Source organism: Chryseobacterium koreense CCUG 49689 (assembly GCF_001045435.1).
In the GTDB taxonomy this organism is placed as follows: domain Bacteria; phylum Bacteroidota; class Bacteroidia; order Flavobacteriales; family Weeksellaceae; genus Kaistella; species Kaistella koreensis.
In genome coordinates this window covers 74,188-90,495 of the sequence record NZ_LFNG01000012.1, presented here as the reverse complement: position 1 = coordinate 90,495, position 16,308 = coordinate 74,188, and the positions used below count along the sequence as shown (strand labels likewise).

Here is a 16,308-nt window from a genome sequence, read left to right as displayed (position 1 = left end):
AAACGTTGATTTTCATAGAAGTCTTATCTTCTTGAAGGTCAATTTTTCTTTTAAGCCGATATTTTTCTGCGGGAAAATTTCTTATGAGAATCTGAAAATAAGCTTTAAACGAAAATTAAAGCTGAGGAATTTTCTCCCTGTTTTTTGGGAAAACAACAAATTCCCAACAAGATTATTGACTTAAAAAATCCATATTCCTTTTCAGTCCGGCAAATTTGGTCCGCTTCACCGGCGATTTTCTGAAAATTTCCGAGAACAATTCTTGTGTAATTTCTTTCCAGTCGGATTTGGTATAGGTCTTAAGAAATTGGTTGGGTCTGAATTTTTCTTCTAAAGTAGGTGCTGAAAATCGATTCCACGGACAAACATCCTGACAAATATCGCAACCAAACATCCAGTCTTCCATATTATTTTTGAAGGAATCTGGGATTTCATTTTTCAGTTCAATCGTCGCATAGGAAATGCATTTGCTGCCGTCAATGATTCGGTCCGCAACAATGGCGTCAGTAGGACATGCGTCTATACATTTCGTGCAGGTTCCGCAGTGATCGCTTGTGGGAGAATCTTCTTCAATGTCGAGGTCACAAATGATTTCTGCCAAAAAATAAAACGAGCCTTGCTGTTTCGTGATGAGGTTTGCGTTTTTGCCGACCCAGCCAATTCCGGATTTTCTTCCCCAGCTTCGCTCCAAAATCGGGGCGGAATCAGTGAAAACCCGACAATCAAAATCGCCGATTTCCGCCCGAAGTTCGCTTACCATTTCCCTTAAGATTTCCTTGATGATTTCGTGGTAATCCTGTCCGTAAGCATATTTGGAGATCTTGAAATTCCCCAAACTATCTATTTTTTCTTCGGGATAGTAATTGTAGGAAAGTGAAATAACCGATCTCGAACCTTCAACCAAAATTGTTGGGTCAAGCCGCTTGTCAAAGTTTTTTTCCATATACTGCATTTCCCCATGGAAGTTATTCTGCAACCAGTCTTCTAGTGGTTTTGCGTCTTCTTCCAAAAAACCTGCCTTGGAGATTCCACAACTTTGAAAACCAAATTTCTTGGCCTTCAATTTGATGATATCGGAATATTTTTTACGGTTCTGTGACATGAATTACATTGCAAAATTAGCATTATTTCATAAATTTGTTTTCGTTCTGTAAATCTTAACTTAAACCAAAACTTAATTTGATATGACTTTAGAAGAAATCCTACAATCAGGAAATTACCAATTGATCGATGTTCGCGAACCTATGGAACTCGAAATGGATGGAGAAATAGAAGGCGCTGTAAATATTCCCTTAGGCGAAGTGGAAGACAGAAAAGAAGAAATTCTAAACCTCGATAAGCCGGTCGTCATTTTTTGCAGAAGCGGAAACCGTAGTGGAAAGGCTCTGGACTTCCTTAATCATGAAGGATTAAAGAATGGCTACAATGGAGGAGGATGGGCTGATTTGAAGCAAAAAATAGAAAATCTTTAGGATTTTTCCGGATGCCAATTTAAAAAAGTCAATCGAAATGATTGACTTTTTTCTTTATTTGTTTTCATAAATGCCCTGAAAAAATGTTTTTTTATGCCCAAAAATTAGAAGAAGCTGTTTAATTTTGGTTTAAAGATGACCGTTGATAATCAGTGATTTGCAAAGTAGAAATTAAATTTTCGGCATAAATTTAAGTTTTTTGGCACGATTTTGACAAGCTTCATGGCGTAAAACATAAAATTTAGAATTATGAATTCAATGAAGAAAACAATCCTTGCGACTGCTTTGATCAGCGCCGGATTATTGACCGCCCAAAATGCAGATATGAGAAATATGCTGAAAATTGGAGCCAATGTTGGTTTAGCTGTTCCTGCCGAAAATGCTTCAGCAAATCTAGGTCTTGATTTATCATATCAAAACCTGGTTACCCCAGGATTCGGTTTGGGGATTGCCACTGGTTACAGTCATTTCTTTGGAAGGGACAACTCAGTGGATGGGGTTACTATCAACAATAATGATTTCGGGGTAGTTCCTGTAGCGGCCCTTCTTAGAGTTTATCCTAAACAGTACGGATTTTATTTCGGAACGGATTTAGGTTACGGATTTATTGTAGGCGATAAGAAAGTGGCTTCCAACGTGGGTTCTCCAGACAGACCAGATGGGGGATTCTACATCAAACCGGAAATTGGTTACCACAACCAGGACTGGAATATCGCATTGCAATACCAGAAGACTTTTACCGGATCTACGGGTGAAATTGGATCCCAAAAATACAGCGCCGGCGCACTCGGAGTTGGAATTGGGTACAATATTCCATTAGGGAAATAATAGGCGAATACCGCCATTAGAAAAACCTTTTTAATGAAAATTAAAAAGGTTTTCTGATTTTTCCCAAATCTTTTAAAAACAATTATTATCTTTGAAAGGTAACATTAGAAGAATGAAAAACACGCATCAATTCAAACTATATCTTCCTGGAATTTCATCTGAAAAAAATAAGGGTTGCCCCATTATTTCGGCAGATTTGCGCCAAAATAAAACTTTGGTGGGATTATATGAAGCAGAAAATGGCAGAGTGGTTTTGAAAGAAGAAAGTGAATATGACACTTCAGTTTTTGGATCGTTTTCAGATTTGGTTAATAAGTTTGTTTCTGATCACAACATCAAGGAAGTTTGCAGGATTTCGGCAGCGGTGCCCGGTCCGGTGATTGGCGGAAAAAGTGCTCCGCAAAGATTACCGTGGAAGCTGGATGCCGAAGAAATCAAAAAAGCAACCCACGCCGACAATATTTTTCTGATCAATGATTTGGAAGCATCTGCATTTGGATTGGGAAATGTCCGTGAGCAGGATGTGATTTCAATATATGAATCTGGAAATTATAATCCTGGAAATGTGGCCATTCTTGCTCCGGGAGCTGGATTGGGTGAAGCAGGACTTTTTTGGGATGGCAGCAGTTTAAGGCCTTTTGCAACGGAAGGTGGCCACTGCGAGTTTTCCCCGAGAACAGCTGATGAAGTGGAATTTTACCAGTTTCTGAATAAGATTTACGGGATCGTAAGCTGGGAATCTGTACTCTCCACTTCCGGGTTATTCAATGTCTATCGATTTATGCGGGATATTAAAAGACAAAGACAGCCGGAGTGGCTCACGGCAGAAATAGAATCTGGAAATTTCACCCAAGCCATTATCAATGGGGCGAGAGAAAAGAAAGACCGAATCTGCACGATGACCATAGACACTTTCATGAATTTCCTGGCCAGAGAGGCCAACAGTTTGGTTTTAAAGCTGAAAGCAACCGGCGGTTTGATTTTAACCGGTGAACTCCCAACTTTGATGGAGGAATTCCTCAACCGTGATCAATTCTATAAAAACTTCATCGTGAGTGACAAAATGGAAGCGGTCCTGAAAGATATTCCGATCTATTTGGTAAAAGACAAAAAATCAATTTTGAACGGAGCTGCGCTATATGCCGCTTTTTCTGAAAATTAAGCTTTTAAAGACCTAATAAAAAATCAGAACCAAAAATCCATTGGTTCTGATTTTTTTTGACCATATTAACAGAAAACCTCACGTTTCCGCGAGGTTTTTGGTTTTTGGCAAGCGAAGATTTGCTTAAATCTTCTCATTTTTAATTTCTTCCACCACTTCTGGGTTTTGCAAAGTCGTGATGTCTCCGAAACTGTTGAAATCTCCTTCGGCGATTTTTCTCAGAATACGTCTCATGATTTTACCGGAGCGTGTTTTCGGCAGTGCGTTCACGAATTGGATTTTGTCCAGTTTTGCTATAGGACCAATCGTATCGGTAATTAACTGGTTGATTTCTTTTCTCAAGTTTTCTTTATCTCTGCTTTCGCCGATATCTTTCAGCATGACAAATCCGTACAAAGCACTTCCCTTGATGTCGTGCGGATAACCCACAATAGCGGATTCCGCGACCGCCGGATGTTGGTTGATGCTGTCTTCGATGGGTGCGGTTCCCAGATTATGACCAGAGACAATGATCACATCATCTACTCTCCCTGTAATCCTGTAGTAGCCAACCTCATCACGCAGCGCACCATCACCGGTAAAATATTTTCCCGGGAATGCGGTGAAATAGGTTTCCTTATATCTTTGGTGGTCTTTCCAGATGGTTCTGGCAATTCCCGGCCACGGAAAACGGATGCAGAGATTTCCGTCTACTTGATTTCCGGTGATTTCATTTCGTTTTTCATCCATCAAAACTGGTTGAATTCCGGGAAGTGGGAGTGTGGCGTAGGTTGGTTTTGTGGGTGTCACAAAAGGAATCGGGGAAATCATGATTCCGCCGGTTTCAGTTTGCCACCATGTATCCACAATCGGACATTTCTTCTTACCCACATGGTCATTGTACCAATGCCAAGCTTCGTCGTTAATCGGTTCACCCACCGAACCAATCACCCGCAAGCTGGAAAGATCATGTTTTTCTACCCAATCTATGGATTCTTTGGCTAAAGCCCGAATTGCAGTTGGCGCTGTATAAAACTGGGTTATTTTGTGTTTTTCGATGACGTCCCAGAATCTATCCGGTTCCGGATAAGTTGGCACTCCTTCGAAAATGACGGTTGTTGCACCGTTTGCAAGTGGTCCGTACAAAATGTAGGAATGTCCTGTGATCCATCCGATATCTGCGGTACACCAATAAATATCATTTTCTTTATAATTAAAAATATTCTTAAAGGTATAGGCGGTGAAAACCATATAGCCTGCCGTGGTATGCACCATTCCTTTAGGTTTTCCGGTAGAACCTGAGGTGTAAAGGATAAACAGCGGATCTTCTGCATCCATGATCACCGAAACAAAATCAGAAGATGCTTTTTCATAGAGTGGTTCGAGCCAGATATCCCTACCTTCCGTCATTTTCACCTGGCCGGCTGTTCTTTTTACCACCAAAACTTTTTCCACGGTTGGGCATTTTTCAACTGCTTTGTCGATGATTCCCTTCAAATCAATGGCCTTGTTTCCTCGGAAACTTCCATCCGAACAGATGATCATTTTCGCCTCGAAATCATTGACCCGCGAAGCAACCGCGGTATCAGAAAAACCTGCGAATATCACCGAATGGATCGCGCCCAATCTCGCGCAAGCCAGCATGGTTACAGCCAATTCCGGAATCATCGGCAAATAAATACAAACCCGGTCACCTTTTTGGACTCCCAAATCTCTGAGCACATTCGCCATTTTGCAGACTCTTTCGTGCAGCTCCTTGTAGGAAATATGCTGGGCTTTCTCTTTGGGATCATTGGGTTCAAAAATGATTGCTGTTTTATCGCCCCGAACACTCAAATGCCGATCCAGACAGTTCTTTGTGATATTCAGTTTGGCATTTTTAAACCATTTTATTTCGGCTTTTTCCATGTCATATTCCACCACTTTGCTCCATCTTTGATACCACACGAATCCTTCGTCGGCAATTTTGTCCCAGAATTTTTTCGGGTTTTTAATCGACTTTTTGTATTGTTTGAAATAATCCGGCAAATCGTCGATATACAGGTTCTTCATAATATTTTATATTTAATGTTTAAAGTTAATAAATAGGTTTTCAAATTGGCACATTCTGAATAAAAATTTCTTAAAATGGATAGATTTTGATTTTTTCCCGGATTTCTTCCACGATGGTTTCGTCGTCAATAGTGGAGGGAATCTGAAATTCTTTTCCATCCAACATCGTTCTGAGTAATTTTCTAAGAATTTTTCCCGAACGTGTTTTAGGAAGCCGGTTTACGATCATCACGTTTTTTAATGATGCTACTGCTCCAATTTTTTCCCGAACCAAAGCCACGATTTCTTTCTCAATTTGTTTTTCATCTTTGGACACTCCAGCTTTAGTTACCGCGATGGCAACTGGAATCTGGCCTTTCAGCTGGTCTTCAATTCCCACCACCGCACATTCTGCGATATCAGGATTTGATGAAACCACTTCCTCCATTTCAGAGGTGGAAAGCCGATGTCCTGCCACATTGATCACATCGTCAACTCTTCCTGTTACGAAAACATATCCGTCTTCATCTTTGATGGCGCCGTCTCCCGAAAAATAGTATCCCGGAAATTGGGAGAGGTATCCGCTTTTAAATCTTGGGAAATCATTCCAAATTCCCAGCAAAGCACCTGGAGCGAGTGGAAGTTTGATGACCAAAAAACCTTCGTGGTGCGCGTCGAGTTCATATCCGTTTTCGTCAAAAATCATAATCTCATATCCGGGAATTGGTTTTCCTGCTGACGCTCTTTTAATCTGATAATCTTCAAAATAGGTTAGCAGACCAAGCATTGGTGAACCGGATTCTGTTTGCCACCAATGGTCGATTGCGGGGATTCCGAGGTGTTCATCGAACCAGTCCAAAGTCGCCACATCGCATCTTTCTCCTGCGAGGAATTGTTTTTTATAGTGCGATAGATCGTATTTTTTGATCAGATCGCCATTTGGATCTTCTTTTTTGATTGCCCTAATTGCAGTAGGCGCTGTAAACATGGTGTTGACTTTGTGCTCGGAAATCACCCGCCAAAATGTTCCCGCATCTGGCGTCATCACAGGTTTCCCTTCGAAAACGATGGTGGTGTTCCGGTTGATCAAAGGTCCGTAAACCATGTAGGAATGTCCGACTGCCCAACCAAAATCGGAAGCCGCCCAAAATGTTTCCCCTTCCTTAATTCCATAATGGTATTTCATAGAAAATTTCATTGCGGTGGCGTAACCGCCGGTGTCTCTCACCACACCTTTCGGTTTTCCTGTGGTTCCAGAAGTATAAAGCAAATATAGCGGATGATTGGATTCCACTTCCACATAATCTGCAGGTGCGGATTGATTGACTAAATCCTGATAATCAATTGTTCCCTCGAAATATTCATGCTTGTTGTCAATGAGTTGGCGATTGTAAACAATAATATGTTCCACTTTGTCCTGTGAAAGTTCAATTGCTTTTTCAACCAAAGGCAAGTAGGGAATTCTGCGGGCGATTTCTACACCGGCTGTAGCCGTGATCAGGACTTTTGGTTTGCAGTCATCGATTCGTACAACCAGTTCATGCGGTGCAAAACCTCCAAAAACCACATTGTGGATGATCCCGATTCTGGCACAAGCAAGCATGGTGAAAAGTGTTTGAGGAATCATTGGCATGTAGAGCACCGCAGTGTCGCCTTTTTCTAAACCCAGCGATTTTAATCCTCCTGCTAGTTTCGATACTTCATCTTTTAATTGGTTGAAGGTGAATTTTTGCTGTTTTCCGGTCACCGGTGAATCATAAATTACGGCGATTTGTTCACCGAAACCATCTTCAATATGCTTGTCTATGCAGAGATAAGACATATTCAGTTTGCCGTCTGCAAACCATTGCGGATAACCGTTTTCGTCTTCTGATAGAATGTTTTCGGGAAATGCGGACCATTTAATATTCCGGGCCTGATCTGCCCAAAATTGTTCCTTGTTATCAATGCTTTCCTGAAACATTTGTTGCGCTTTCATATCGTTTTCTTTTTTTGATTTATTTATACTTTTTCTGAAAGTTCAGTCATAAATTTAAAAGTTCCTCCACTTTTTCTGTCAGTTTTTTGATGGAATATGGTTTCGAAACATACGCATCAGCACCCAGCTGCAATCCTTTTTTGATATCTTCTCCGCCGGTTTTTGCTGAAAGAAATATCACTTTGATGTCCTTGTAATCAGTATTTCGTTTAATTTCTGAAAGGGTGGTGTGTCCATCCAAATTAGGCATCATGATGTCTAAAAGGATGATATGGGGAATCTCGGTTTTTAAGATTTCTAATACCTCTGAACCGTCTCTTGCGATGAAAACTTCATAACCGGCCTTTCTAAAGGCATATTCTAAAGTCATTACTATTTTATGTTCATCGTCTGCTATTAATATCTTCTTCATGATTATTCTTTTTAATGTGGCTTTAACCACGATTTCGGTTTTTTGCTACTTGCCTGTTAGTCCATTTCATGATTTTCATTTCGGGAATTCAAGTAGAGTTCGAAAGCGACTCCAATCTCTTTGTTTTTCACCTGGATATCCCCATGGTGTGCCAACATAATTTTTTTGCAAATGGCTAAACCCAGTCCGCTTCCAATTGGTTTTCTAAGGTTCTGATTTTTTGACTGATAGAATTTGTCGAAAATAAACTCCAGGTCTTCTTCCGGAATATTTTTTCCGGTATTGAAAACCGTGATTTTCAGTTGGCCGGCTTTATCCTGAAACTTGGTCTGGATCATACCTTGATCGTTTGTAAATTTAAGGGCATTTCCCAAGATGTTTTGAAAAACCTGGATCATTCTTTGTTCGTCATATTCAAAGACTTCCTCTTGCAACAGGTTGACTTCTGAATGGTGAAGATTTCTCTGCTCAATTAAGTGAGCGAGCGGCTTCAAGGCACGGTGAAAAGTTTCTATAATGTTATTTTTTTGGATATTTATGGAAACGTTTCCGGTTTCCAACTTGTCCAGGTAGAGAATGTCGTTAATGATTTCATTCAGTCTGTCCGATTCCGAGATAATGTTTTCTAAAAAGTCTTTTTTGATTTCCACGGGCATTTCGTCGTCATCCAACAAGATTTCGCTGGTGGCGCGGATGGCGGTGAGCGGTGTGCGTAGCTCGTGTGCGACAGAATCTAGGAATTCGTCTTTTTGCCGGTCTTTTACAATCAGGGTCTTGTTTGCGTTTCGAAGGTCATCTGAAAGTACTCGCAATTGCTGAGATTGCTCGGTAAGTTGCTTGTTTAGCGATATATTTTCTTTGCTTTCCTCCAAAATTTTCAGCACTTCGGGCAGCGAAATCTTATCTTCTTTGGTAACCCCTTCAATCAAAATCTTGGCAGATGCTGTTCCGATCCTTCCGCTCAGCAGATTTTCAGAAAACTTGATGAACCGTGCATCTGCGCTGTCATTTTCATCAACGATATTGTATTTTAGGTTAAAGATTTTCAGAGCCTGCTTGGTTTTGGTTTCGCCCAGAAACCTTGTGAGGATTTTGCGGATGTCGGATATATTTGCTTTCCCTTTCCAAATATAGGCTCCTTCATGATTTCGGATATAATCGTTGATATCCACGAAAAGTTCAGCATAATTCCTTTCCCGGTAGTTGGAAACGGTAAGTGAGGAAATGATGGCAAATAAACCGCCATTAATTAATAGACTCCAAAAGAAAGCCTGTGAAATCGGTGACAGATAAGGAATCTTAAAGAAATTTAAAATCGGATTGGCGAAAACTGCACTGTTCTGAAACTGCTCAGTGACATTAGGCAAAATCAAAGAAAAAACGCAAATGAAAACCCCCGCAATAATTCCAGCCACCGCGCCGGAAAAAGTCCCCCTTCGCCAAAAAATCGCACCAAAAAAGGAAGGAGCCAGCTGTGCCACGAAAACGAAAGAAACCAGTCCGATGGAAAACAAAGTTTTGCCTAAAAGCAGATATTTGTAGAAGGCAAATGCCGTTATGATCAAAAGGAAGATGCTGATTTTTCTGATGTTGAAAATAATTTTGGTATTATCTGCTTCTGAATTAAATTTGAGTTTATCCAGCCAACCGTACGGAATGATTAAATTGTTGGAAAGCATTATGGATAATGAAATGCTGGAAATGATAATCATGGAGATGCAAGCACTCAAACCTCCGAAGAATACCATCGCCGATACTGCAATATTTCCAAATTTTTGTGGAATAAGAATCGGGTAGAATTCTGGGTTCACCATTTCATTCAAGAAAAGAATTTTTCCGCCCCAAGCAATCGGAAACACAAAAAAGTTGAAGATCAACAGATAAAGTGGGAATAGCCAGATTGCAGTATGCAGGTGTTTTTCCTTTCGGTTTTCAATGATCATGGTGTGAAACTGTCTTGGCAAAAGGAAAATGGCGGTCATGGAAAGAATCGACATCAAAAACCAGTTGAAGCCACCTTCCAAACCGGCAAACGAATTTTTTTGGGCAAAATCGGGAAGTTTGGAGGCCTGTTCATAGATGTCTTCAAAACCATGGAAGACGCCATAAACCACAAACAAACCGAGGATGATGAAGAAAATCAGTTTCAGGAAACTTTCTACCGCCACTGCAGAAATAATCCCCAACCGCTTTTCAGATGCATCCACATATCGGGTTCCGTAATAAGAAGAAAAAAGTGCGATGATCAAAACCACGTATGTTGCGGAATCAAAGAGAATATTATTCGAAGTTTCCGTTCCCGTAATCAAGTGATAAGTTTCAGAAATTGCCTTAATCTGCAAACCGATATAGGGAATAATTGAAAAAATGCAGATCAATGCAATCAAAGCACCTAAAAATCTTCGGTTTCCGTACCTTAGTGAAATAAAATCCGCAATGCTGGAAATTTTGTTCACCCGGGAAATTCTTACAATTTTCGTACTGATATAAATCCAGGCAGGAATGATGATGATTGGCCCGATGTAAATGGCCATAAATTCCAATCCCTGATTTACAACCACACCAATGCTCCCATAATAAGTCCAAGCAGAGCAGTAAACCGCTAAAGATAGTGCATACACATATGGATTGTTCATCCAGAAATTGCTTTTTTTCTTCTCCGCAAAATGAGCGATGAAGAACAAAAGACCCAGATAAAGCACAACCAGTGCAAAAAGCAGATAACTATTCATCAGTAGTTTTAAAAACGATAAATGAGATTGCAATTCCAATAAACCATACTGAAAACAGGTAAACATAAATGATCGGGAAACCCCAAAAATGTTCGCTGCTGTTGAATAAAAGTAAAAGCGGCACATTAAACATCAAAAAAAGAATGATGCTCAGGATGACCAGTTTCTGTTTGTGCCGCTTTTTCATGCTTGATTTTTGAAACGATGAATGATTGCCAGATAACTGGAAAACCAGGACCGGCAAATCATCATCCATTAAGTTCTAAATATGTTCCTCCGAATATTCTCCCGTAAAGGAATACCACCCGAAAACCACCAATCCGCCAACAATAATCGGCATGAGAATGGTGAGGATAATCCAACCGAAGACATGGTCTTCCTGTTTGTCTGACATGATTTTCGGAATCCCAAATTCGGTCAGTCCATAATATGCGACCACCGCCGCCATCAAAATCCAAACGATGCCTAATATTTTTTTTATTGAATCCATTTTTTGTTTTTTAAAGTTAATAATTTATTGAGAAATAGGGGTGCCCATTTTTTCTGTTTTCAAGAGAAATTTATAAACTGAACCTCAGTCTTAATGGTACGCTCTTTAAACCTCATCCATGTCTAGATTTCTGTTTTTCGTTTTCAGATAGATGGTTCCGATCACCAGACAAACTGCCGCAACTACGATGGGGTACCAAAGTCCTTCCAGAAACCAGTCGGCACGTCCAGAAGCTTTCCCGGATGTTACCAGATAAGTGGCAACTGCCGGAAGCAGCCCACCGAAGACTCCGTTTCCGATATGATAAGGAAGTGACATAGAGGTATATCGAATCCGCACCGGGAACATCTCCACAAGGAACGCCGCAATCGGTCCATAAACCATGGTCACAAAAACCACCTGAATGAAAACCATGAAAATCAAAAGCCATCGGGTGTCTGCATTCACGGTGATTGCTTCTTTTATCACCGGCGCTTCAGCTTTTCCTTCTTTCATGATTGGTCCATTTGGCGACCAATGAACGATGCTGTCTTTTTTTAGGGAAAATCCATCAGTAAACACTTTTTCAGTGTGGAAAGTGATGAGGCTGTCTTTTGGAATGGACTCATGGGCTTTTCCGGTTCTTTTTTCGATCAAGCCTCCTTTAGCTATTTCCTTTCCCTGCATATTCGCCGAATTATACATGGTCTTATAAATCGGTCGGTACGCCAAAATAGCCAGAAGCATCCCAATCATCATAATGGGTTTTCTGCCTACTTTATCCGAAAGCCAGCCAAACAGGACGAAGAGTGGCGTTCCCATAAATAGGGCAAGTGCCATCATGGAGTCCACTTGTGCAGATTCTATGTTCATTACTTTTTGCATAAAGCTCATCGCATAAAACTGTCCCGTGTACCAAATCACGCCTTGTCCCATCACGGCCCCAAAAAGCGCCAGAAGCACGAATTTGAAGTTCAATTTGTTCCCAAAACTTTCCTTCAAAGGATTGGTTGAGGTCTTGCCTTCTTTTTTTGCTTTGGCGAAAAGCGGTGATTCCTTCATATTTCTTCTGATGACATAGGAAACTCCCACCATTAATATGGAAATCCAAAACGGAATCCTCCATCCCCATCCATCAAATTCCTCTGCGGTCAAAGAAGTCTTGGTCACCAGGATCACAATCAATGAAATGAAAAGTCCAGCAGTTGCCGTGGTTTGTATCCACGAAGTCCAGTAACCGCGTCGGTGCGGCTGAGAATATTCTGCCACATAAGTTGCTGCACCGCCATATTCGCCTCCGAGAGCGAGGCCTTGAAGAAGCCTTAAGATTAAAACTAAAACAGGTGCCGCGAATCCGATGGTTTCGTAGCTGGGAACACAGCCGATCAGGAAGGTGGAGAACCCCATAATTAAAAGCGTGACCAAGAAGGTGTATTTTCTTCCGATAATGTCACCCAATCTTCCGAAGAAGAGCGCTCCGAAAGGTCGGACCACGAATCCGGCTGCAAATGTTGCAAGCGTGGAAAGAAAAGCCGCAGTAGGATTGTCTGCAGGGAAAAATTTAGTGGCAAGGACTACCGCCAAACTCCCGAAAATATAGAAATCATACCACTCAATCAGCGTTCCGAGCGAGGACGCCATGATTACGCCCCAGATCGTGCGGTTTTTCTCCTTTTCTTCAACATAAGCATCGTGCTCCTGCTGACTGTTAAATGTTTTAGCCATAATTTTTTAGTTTTATTTAAAAGTTTTCGGTTGAAATAAATTGATGTCCGGAAGGCTTAAAATGAGTACATCACTCGGATTATTCCACGGAGGTTCCCCACGTTTTTCATGTTATTTTCGGCTTTTCCACTGGAGTTCAGGTCGCCCCATTTCGCTGCGGTATATTCCAATTCTGGTGAAATGCTGAATTTATTTTGTTTGAAATCAACCCTTGCTGATGCTCGCCAAACATCGTCCAGAATTCTTGCGCCTGAAATCCCACGCACATAAAGATTCTTAAAACCAGCATCAACGCCTGAGTTTTTGGTATATCCGAAGAAAACCCCGGGTGCCAGTTTTGCGTTATTGCTCGCAATATCTACCCAGAACGCACTGGTTTTGCTAGGTTTGTAAGATTCCTGTCCATTGGCTTCAATGTATCCAGCAAAACCTCCGAGCATCACCAAATGGTGGAGGTTTCCACCGGTAATGCCATAAACTTTTGCGCTTATTTTTTCATTGGAATATTTAAAATAAGCAAGAAAATCAGAAGCGTTTATTTTTTCATCAGAAGCAAGAGCATTGGATTCGATGACGGGTTGCAGAGATTGATATTCCGCCGCTATTCCTGCGACTATATTTTTGTTTTTGTATTGAAGCTGTCCGTGAAAAGTTGGAATAACCGAGTTAAACGTCGCACTGTTTGCAGATGCTCCGTTGGCGTTTGCAGTCTGAAATTCACGGTCTTTGTAGGCAACCGCAATGAAGCTGAGTTCGGTATTCAATTTTTGTGAAACCCGGATTTGTCCCGCCCAGCCAAATGGATTGAACATAATTCCGGTATTGAAATTGGCGACACCTGGAAAGACTTCGGGGATAAAGGATGGATACCAAGTCTGCCCGAAAGTAACTGCCGTTTTTCTCCAATCCAAAGTTGCGGTAGCGTGGCGAAGGCGCAAAAGTCCTGTGCTGCCAGTTCCTGCAGTAGTTTTGTTGAGTTCAGTATTTCCGAAAAAGTCGGCTTCAATTTTTCCGGTTGCTTTTGCGCCCCAAACATCCGGTCCTTTGAAATTAATGCCCACTCTTGTAGTAATTGCCAGGAAATTGCTCGATCCGGCAGCATTAATATCTTTTCCGTTGGCATCCAATTTTTCATCCAGAGGATATAGGTTGAGGTTATATTCTCGGGAATAGGCGGATTGCCGGCTATCGAAAATATAGTCTGCACGAACCCAACCATAGAGTGATGCATCCCATTCTTTTGGTTTTGCTTTTTCTGCTTCCAGTTTTTCGATTCTTTTCAACAGCTCCTCGTTGGTGGGGATTTCCTGGGCGAAAATATTATTGGAAATTATTTGATAAACGATGATTATTAATAAAAGTATAGATTTCTTCATGGTTTGATAAAAATTAGTTCGTTTTTTTGCCGAAACGAAATTCAAACTAAAATTTCACCTGAAAAAATTCAATATATATATTTGTAAAGAGTATATAAAAGCTAGCAAAAAGAGCTGAGAACTAAATGCAGGGTATGTATTATCGGGAACTGGAAGTCAAAAGTCATGTAAACATAATTTGTAATAAAAATTAAGTTTATCGGCGCATCATTTTCTAATTTTTAAGTAAAAAACACAGCTATTTTATCAAGCACTGATTTTAAAAACAGATTAAAAATTGCTTGGAGAGCAACTCGCGGATCCAATTATTGATTAGGGTAATCAAAGTTTGAGATGACGTAAAGGATGAAAAACTTAAATGGCAAATAATCTAAAGTTTCGAATGAAAAGATGTTTTTTTGCCCAGGTTGTGATTCATCCCAAAATCGGGCGATATAGCTTTTTCACGGGTCTTGCCGCGTGGTTTTCTATTTGCGGAACCGCTCCCACCTGATCATCATATATTTGTCACCAAATTCGGTGATGATCAATCCTGAACCTTTGATGTTTTCTTCTTTTTGCATGAATTCGATCAGTTCACTTTGTTTAAAAACTTTATACGAACTGTGAAATTCAGAACGTGGTGGTCTTTTGAGGTTGTATTTCTTGATCCATGAACTGATGGTAACGTGGGAAACACCCAGAATCCTTTCAATTTCACGGTAGCTTAAACCTTCCAGATAAAGCTGCAGCGCTTTGGTGACAAAGTAGTCGTCGATTTGTTTTCCGAGTTTTTTTACGGTGAAATAGTAATTGCAGTCTTTGCAGAGAAACCTTTGCCTATTCTTTATAATGCCGCTTTTCACAACATTTTGATTTTGGCATTTTGGACATGAGTTGGGCATAAGTATAGTTATTTAGCAAAGATATATCAAATTAGCATTAAAATAGCAACTGCTGCCAAAAATTTGTCCGCTATTTTTCATTTCAGAAAAAATTTTTATCTTTGCAGCTAATGAAAAGATATTTTCCATTAGACGATTTACAGCATGGCGGTAACGCCGATTTATACAATATTTATTTTTATTAACGAAGTCTTTTTGGCTTCGTTTTTTTTATCTAAAAAACTAAAATTATGCTAAGGACAGCCGACTTATCCGTAGAAAAAATCAACCAGTTGTTGATGGAGGCCAATGAATTTTCAAAAGGGAAAATTGCAAAAGCTACAAAAGAAATCTATGTTTCCAACCTTTTCTTTGAAGACAGCACACGAACCAAGACGAGTTTTGATGTGGCTGAGCGAAAATTAGGTTTAAAGGTGGTGCCTTTTGACATCAACCATTCATCGGTCAACAAAGGTGAGTCACTATATGACACCGTGAAAACCCTGAAAAGTTTGGGAATCAGTTTGGCGGTCATTCGCCATTATAAAGAGAAATTCTACGATGAACTCTCAGAAATTGACATGTCTATCATCAATGGCGGTGACGGAACCGGAAATCATCCCTCACAAAACATGTTGGATTTGATGACGATTCAGCAAGAGTTCGGAAAATTTGATGGCTTGAAAGTAGGAATTGTGGGTGATGTGAAACACAGCAGAGTAGCCAATTCCAACGCGGAAGTCTTAAGAAAACTGGGTGCTAAAGTCTATTTCTCAGGACCTGAAAAATGGTTTGATGAAGGGACCATCATTAATGGAACGTACCAATCCATTGACGATCTGGTGAAAGAGGTAGATGTGTTGATGCTGCTTCGGATTCAGCATGAAAGACACGACGAGAAAATGAGGATTTCCCTGGAAAATTACCACAAAAAATTCGGCATCACCAAAGAGCGCGAAAAAATGATGAAAGATCATGCGATCATCATGCATCCGGCACCGGTAAACAGAGGTGTGGAGATTGATGGCGATCTGGTGGAAGGAAATCGTTCAAGAATTTTCAAACAAATGGAAAATGGCGTCTTCGCAAGAATGGCTATTTTAAAGAATGCCTTGGAAAAAAGAGGCTTCGAGTTTGAGTAATTGGAAATGAAAGTTTACAAAAGCATGTTAATTGGGGAAGTAAATTAACCTGCCGCACTTTGACTGAAATAATCTGAAATAAAAATGAAATAAATTTAAATCCCGGCAATTCTCTCCACTCTCTGCCAACAAGAAGATT

General features: G+C 40.5%; 14 protein-coding genes. 4 read left to right on the top strand and 10 right to left on the bottom strand.

Annotated features, from left to right (window positions below; translation table 11 throughout):
- Positions 1 to 172 precede the first annotated feature (172 nt).
- Positions 173 to 1,102, bottom strand: coding sequence for a tRNA epoxyqueuosine(34) reductase QueG (gene queG / locus ACM44_RS09575; protein ID WP_048499820.1), 930 nt, complete (start codon positions 1,100 to 1,102; stop codon positions 173 to 175).
- A gap of 82 nt (positions 1,103 to 1,184) precedes the next feature.
- Between queG and ACM44_RS09570 the strand changes: the two genes are divergently transcribed.
- The 3 genes from ACM44_RS09570 (at position 1,185) to ACM44_RS09560 (ending at position 3,462) form a co-directional block, all read left to right on the top strand.
- Positions 1,185 to 1,472 carry a rhodanese-like domain-containing protein gene (locus tag ACM44_RS09570; RefSeq protein WP_048499819.1) on the top strand — a complete coding sequence of 96 codons (288 nt, stop codon included), beginning with the start codon at positions 1,185 to 1,187 and terminating at the stop codon, positions 1,470 to 1,472.
- A gap of 249 nt (positions 1,473 to 1,721) precedes the next feature.
- Complete coding sequence (locus ACM44_RS09565) at positions 1,722 to 2,300, top strand: hypothetical protein (RefSeq protein ID WP_048499818.1); 579 nt, start codon at positions 1,722 to 1,724, stop codon at positions 2,298 to 2,300.
- A 112-nt stretch (positions 2,301 to 2,412) separates the two neighbouring features.
- Positions 2,413 to 3,462: a glucokinase gene (locus ACM44_RS09560; RefSeq protein ID WP_048499817.1), complete on the top strand. Its 1,050-nt coding sequence runs from the start codon at positions 2,413 to 2,415 to the stop codon at positions 3,460 to 3,462.
- 123 nt (positions 3,463 to 3,585) lie between these two features.
- On the opposite strand, the gene acs is transcribed toward ACM44_RS09560, so the two are convergent.
- The 9 genes from acs to ACM44_RS09515 form a co-directional block, all read right to left on the bottom strand.
- Entirely contained in the window at positions 3,586 to 5,493 is a 1,908-nt protein-coding gene (acs, locus tag ACM44_RS09555; RefSeq protein WP_048499816.1) for an acetate--CoA ligase, read from the bottom strand.
- A 70-nt stretch (positions 5,494 to 5,563) separates the two neighbouring features.
- The gene (locus ACM44_RS09550; protein WP_048499815.1) at positions 5,564 to 7,450 is read right to left on the bottom strand and encodes an AMP-binding protein; all 1,887 of its coding nucleotides are present in this window, start codon (positions 7,448 to 7,450) and stop codon (positions 5,564 to 5,566) included.
- Between the two features lie 46 nt (positions 7,451 to 7,496).
- A complete protein-coding gene (locus ACM44_RS09545) occupies positions 7,497 to 7,862 on the bottom strand; it encodes a response regulator transcription factor (RefSeq protein WP_048499814.1) in 366 nt (121 codons plus the stop codon).
- Between the two features lie 56 nt (positions 7,863 to 7,918).
- A complete protein-coding gene (locus ACM44_RS09540) occupies positions 7,919 to 10,594 on the bottom strand; it encodes an ATP-binding protein (protein ID WP_048499813.1) in 2,676 nt (891 codons plus the stop codon).
- A complete protein-coding gene (locus tag ACM44_RS09535; RefSeq protein WP_048499940.1) occupies positions 10,587 to 10,781 on the bottom strand; it encodes a hypothetical protein in 195 nt (64 codons plus the stop codon). Before ACM44_RS09535 ends, ACM44_RS09540 begins: the two co-directional genes overlap by 8 nt.
- A gap of 75 nt (positions 10,782 to 10,856) precedes the next feature.
- On the bottom strand, positions 10,857 to 11,084 hold the full coding sequence (locus ACM44_RS09530) for a DUF6814 family protein (protein WP_048499812.1): 228 nt from the start codon (positions 11,082 to 11,084) through the stop codon (positions 10,857 to 10,859).
- Positions 11,085 to 11,189: 105 nt separating this feature from the next.
- Complete coding sequence (locus ACM44_RS09525; protein ID WP_048499939.1) at positions 11,190 to 12,704, bottom strand: MFS transporter; 1,515 nt, start codon at positions 12,702 to 12,704, stop codon at positions 11,190 to 11,192.
- A 140-nt stretch (positions 12,705 to 12,844) separates the two neighbouring features.
- A complete protein-coding gene (locus ACM44_RS09520; RefSeq protein ID WP_152669332.1) occupies positions 12,845 to 14,164 on the bottom strand; it encodes a hypothetical protein in 1,320 nt (439 codons plus the stop codon).
- 467 nt (positions 14,165 to 14,631) lie between these two features.
- The gene (locus ACM44_RS09515; protein ID WP_048499810.1) at positions 14,632 to 15,048 is read right to left on the bottom strand and encodes a transposase-like zinc-binding domain-containing protein; all 417 of its coding nucleotides are present in this window, start codon (positions 15,046 to 15,048) and stop codon (positions 14,632 to 14,634) included.
- A gap of 230 nt (positions 15,049 to 15,278) precedes the next feature.
- Between ACM44_RS09515 and ACM44_RS09510 the strand changes: the two genes are divergently transcribed.
- Positions 15,279 to 16,169 (top strand): aspartate carbamoyltransferase catalytic subunit, encoded by an 891-nt coding sequence (locus tag ACM44_RS09510; protein WP_048499809.1) that lies wholly within the window; start codon positions 15,279 to 15,281, stop codon positions 16,167 to 16,169.
- The last annotated feature ends 139 nt before the right edge of the window (positions 16,170 to 16,308 follow it).

What these genes read in the sequence shown, in the direction of transcription:
- queG (WP_048499820.1), bottom strand. Translation starts at nt 1,102, where the DNA reads ATGTCACAGAACCGTAAAAAATATTCCGATATCATCAAATTGAAGGCC.
- ACM44_RS09570 (WP_048499819.1), top strand. Translation starts at nt 1,185, where the DNA reads ATGACTTTAGAAGAAATCCTACAATCAGGAAATTACCAATTGATCGAT.
- ACM44_RS09565 (WP_048499818.1), top strand. Translation starts at nt 1,722, where the DNA reads ATGAATTCAATGAAGAAAACAATCCTTGCGACTGCTTTGATCAGCGCC.
- ACM44_RS09560 (WP_048499817.1), top strand. Translation starts at nt 2,413, where the DNA reads ATGAAAAACACGCATCAATTCAAACTATATCTTCCTGGAATTTCATCT.
- acs (WP_048499816.1), bottom strand. Translation starts at nt 5,493, where the DNA reads ATGAAGAACCTGTATATCGACGATTTGCCGGATTATTTCAAACAATAC.
- ACM44_RS09550 (WP_048499815.1), bottom strand. Translation starts at nt 7,450, where the DNA reads ATGAAAGCGCAACAAATGTTTCAGGAAAGCATTGATAACAAGGAACAA.
- ACM44_RS09545 (WP_048499814.1), bottom strand. Translation starts at nt 7,862, where the DNA reads ATGAAGAAGATATTAATAGCAGACGATGAACATAAAATAGTAATGACT.
- ACM44_RS09540 (WP_048499813.1), bottom strand. Translation starts at nt 10,594, where the DNA reads ATGAATAGTTATCTGCTTTTTGCACTGGTTGTGCTTTATCTGGGTCTT.
- ACM44_RS09535 (WP_048499940.1), bottom strand. Translation starts at nt 10,781, where the DNA reads ATGAAAAAGCGGCACAAACAGAAACTGGTCATCCTGAGCATCATTCTT.
- ACM44_RS09530 (WP_048499812.1), bottom strand. Translation starts at nt 11,084, where the DNA reads ATGGATTCAATAAAAAAAATATTAGGCATCGTTTGGATTTTGATGGCG.
- ACM44_RS09525 (WP_048499939.1), bottom strand. Translation starts at nt 12,704, where the DNA reads ATGGCGTCCTCGCTCGGAACGCTGATTGAGTGGTATGATTTCTATATT.
- ACM44_RS09520 (WP_152669332.1), bottom strand. Translation starts at nt 14,164, where the DNA reads ATGAAGAAATCTATACTTTTATTAATAATCATCGTTTATCAAATAATT.
- ACM44_RS09515 (WP_048499810.1), bottom strand. Translation starts at nt 15,048, where the DNA reads ATGCCCAACTCATGTCCAAAATGCCAAAATCAAAATGTTGTGAAAAGC.
- ACM44_RS09510 (WP_048499809.1), top strand. Translation starts at nt 15,279, where the DNA reads ATGCTAAGGACAGCCGACTTATCCGTAGAAAAAATCAACCAGTTGTTG.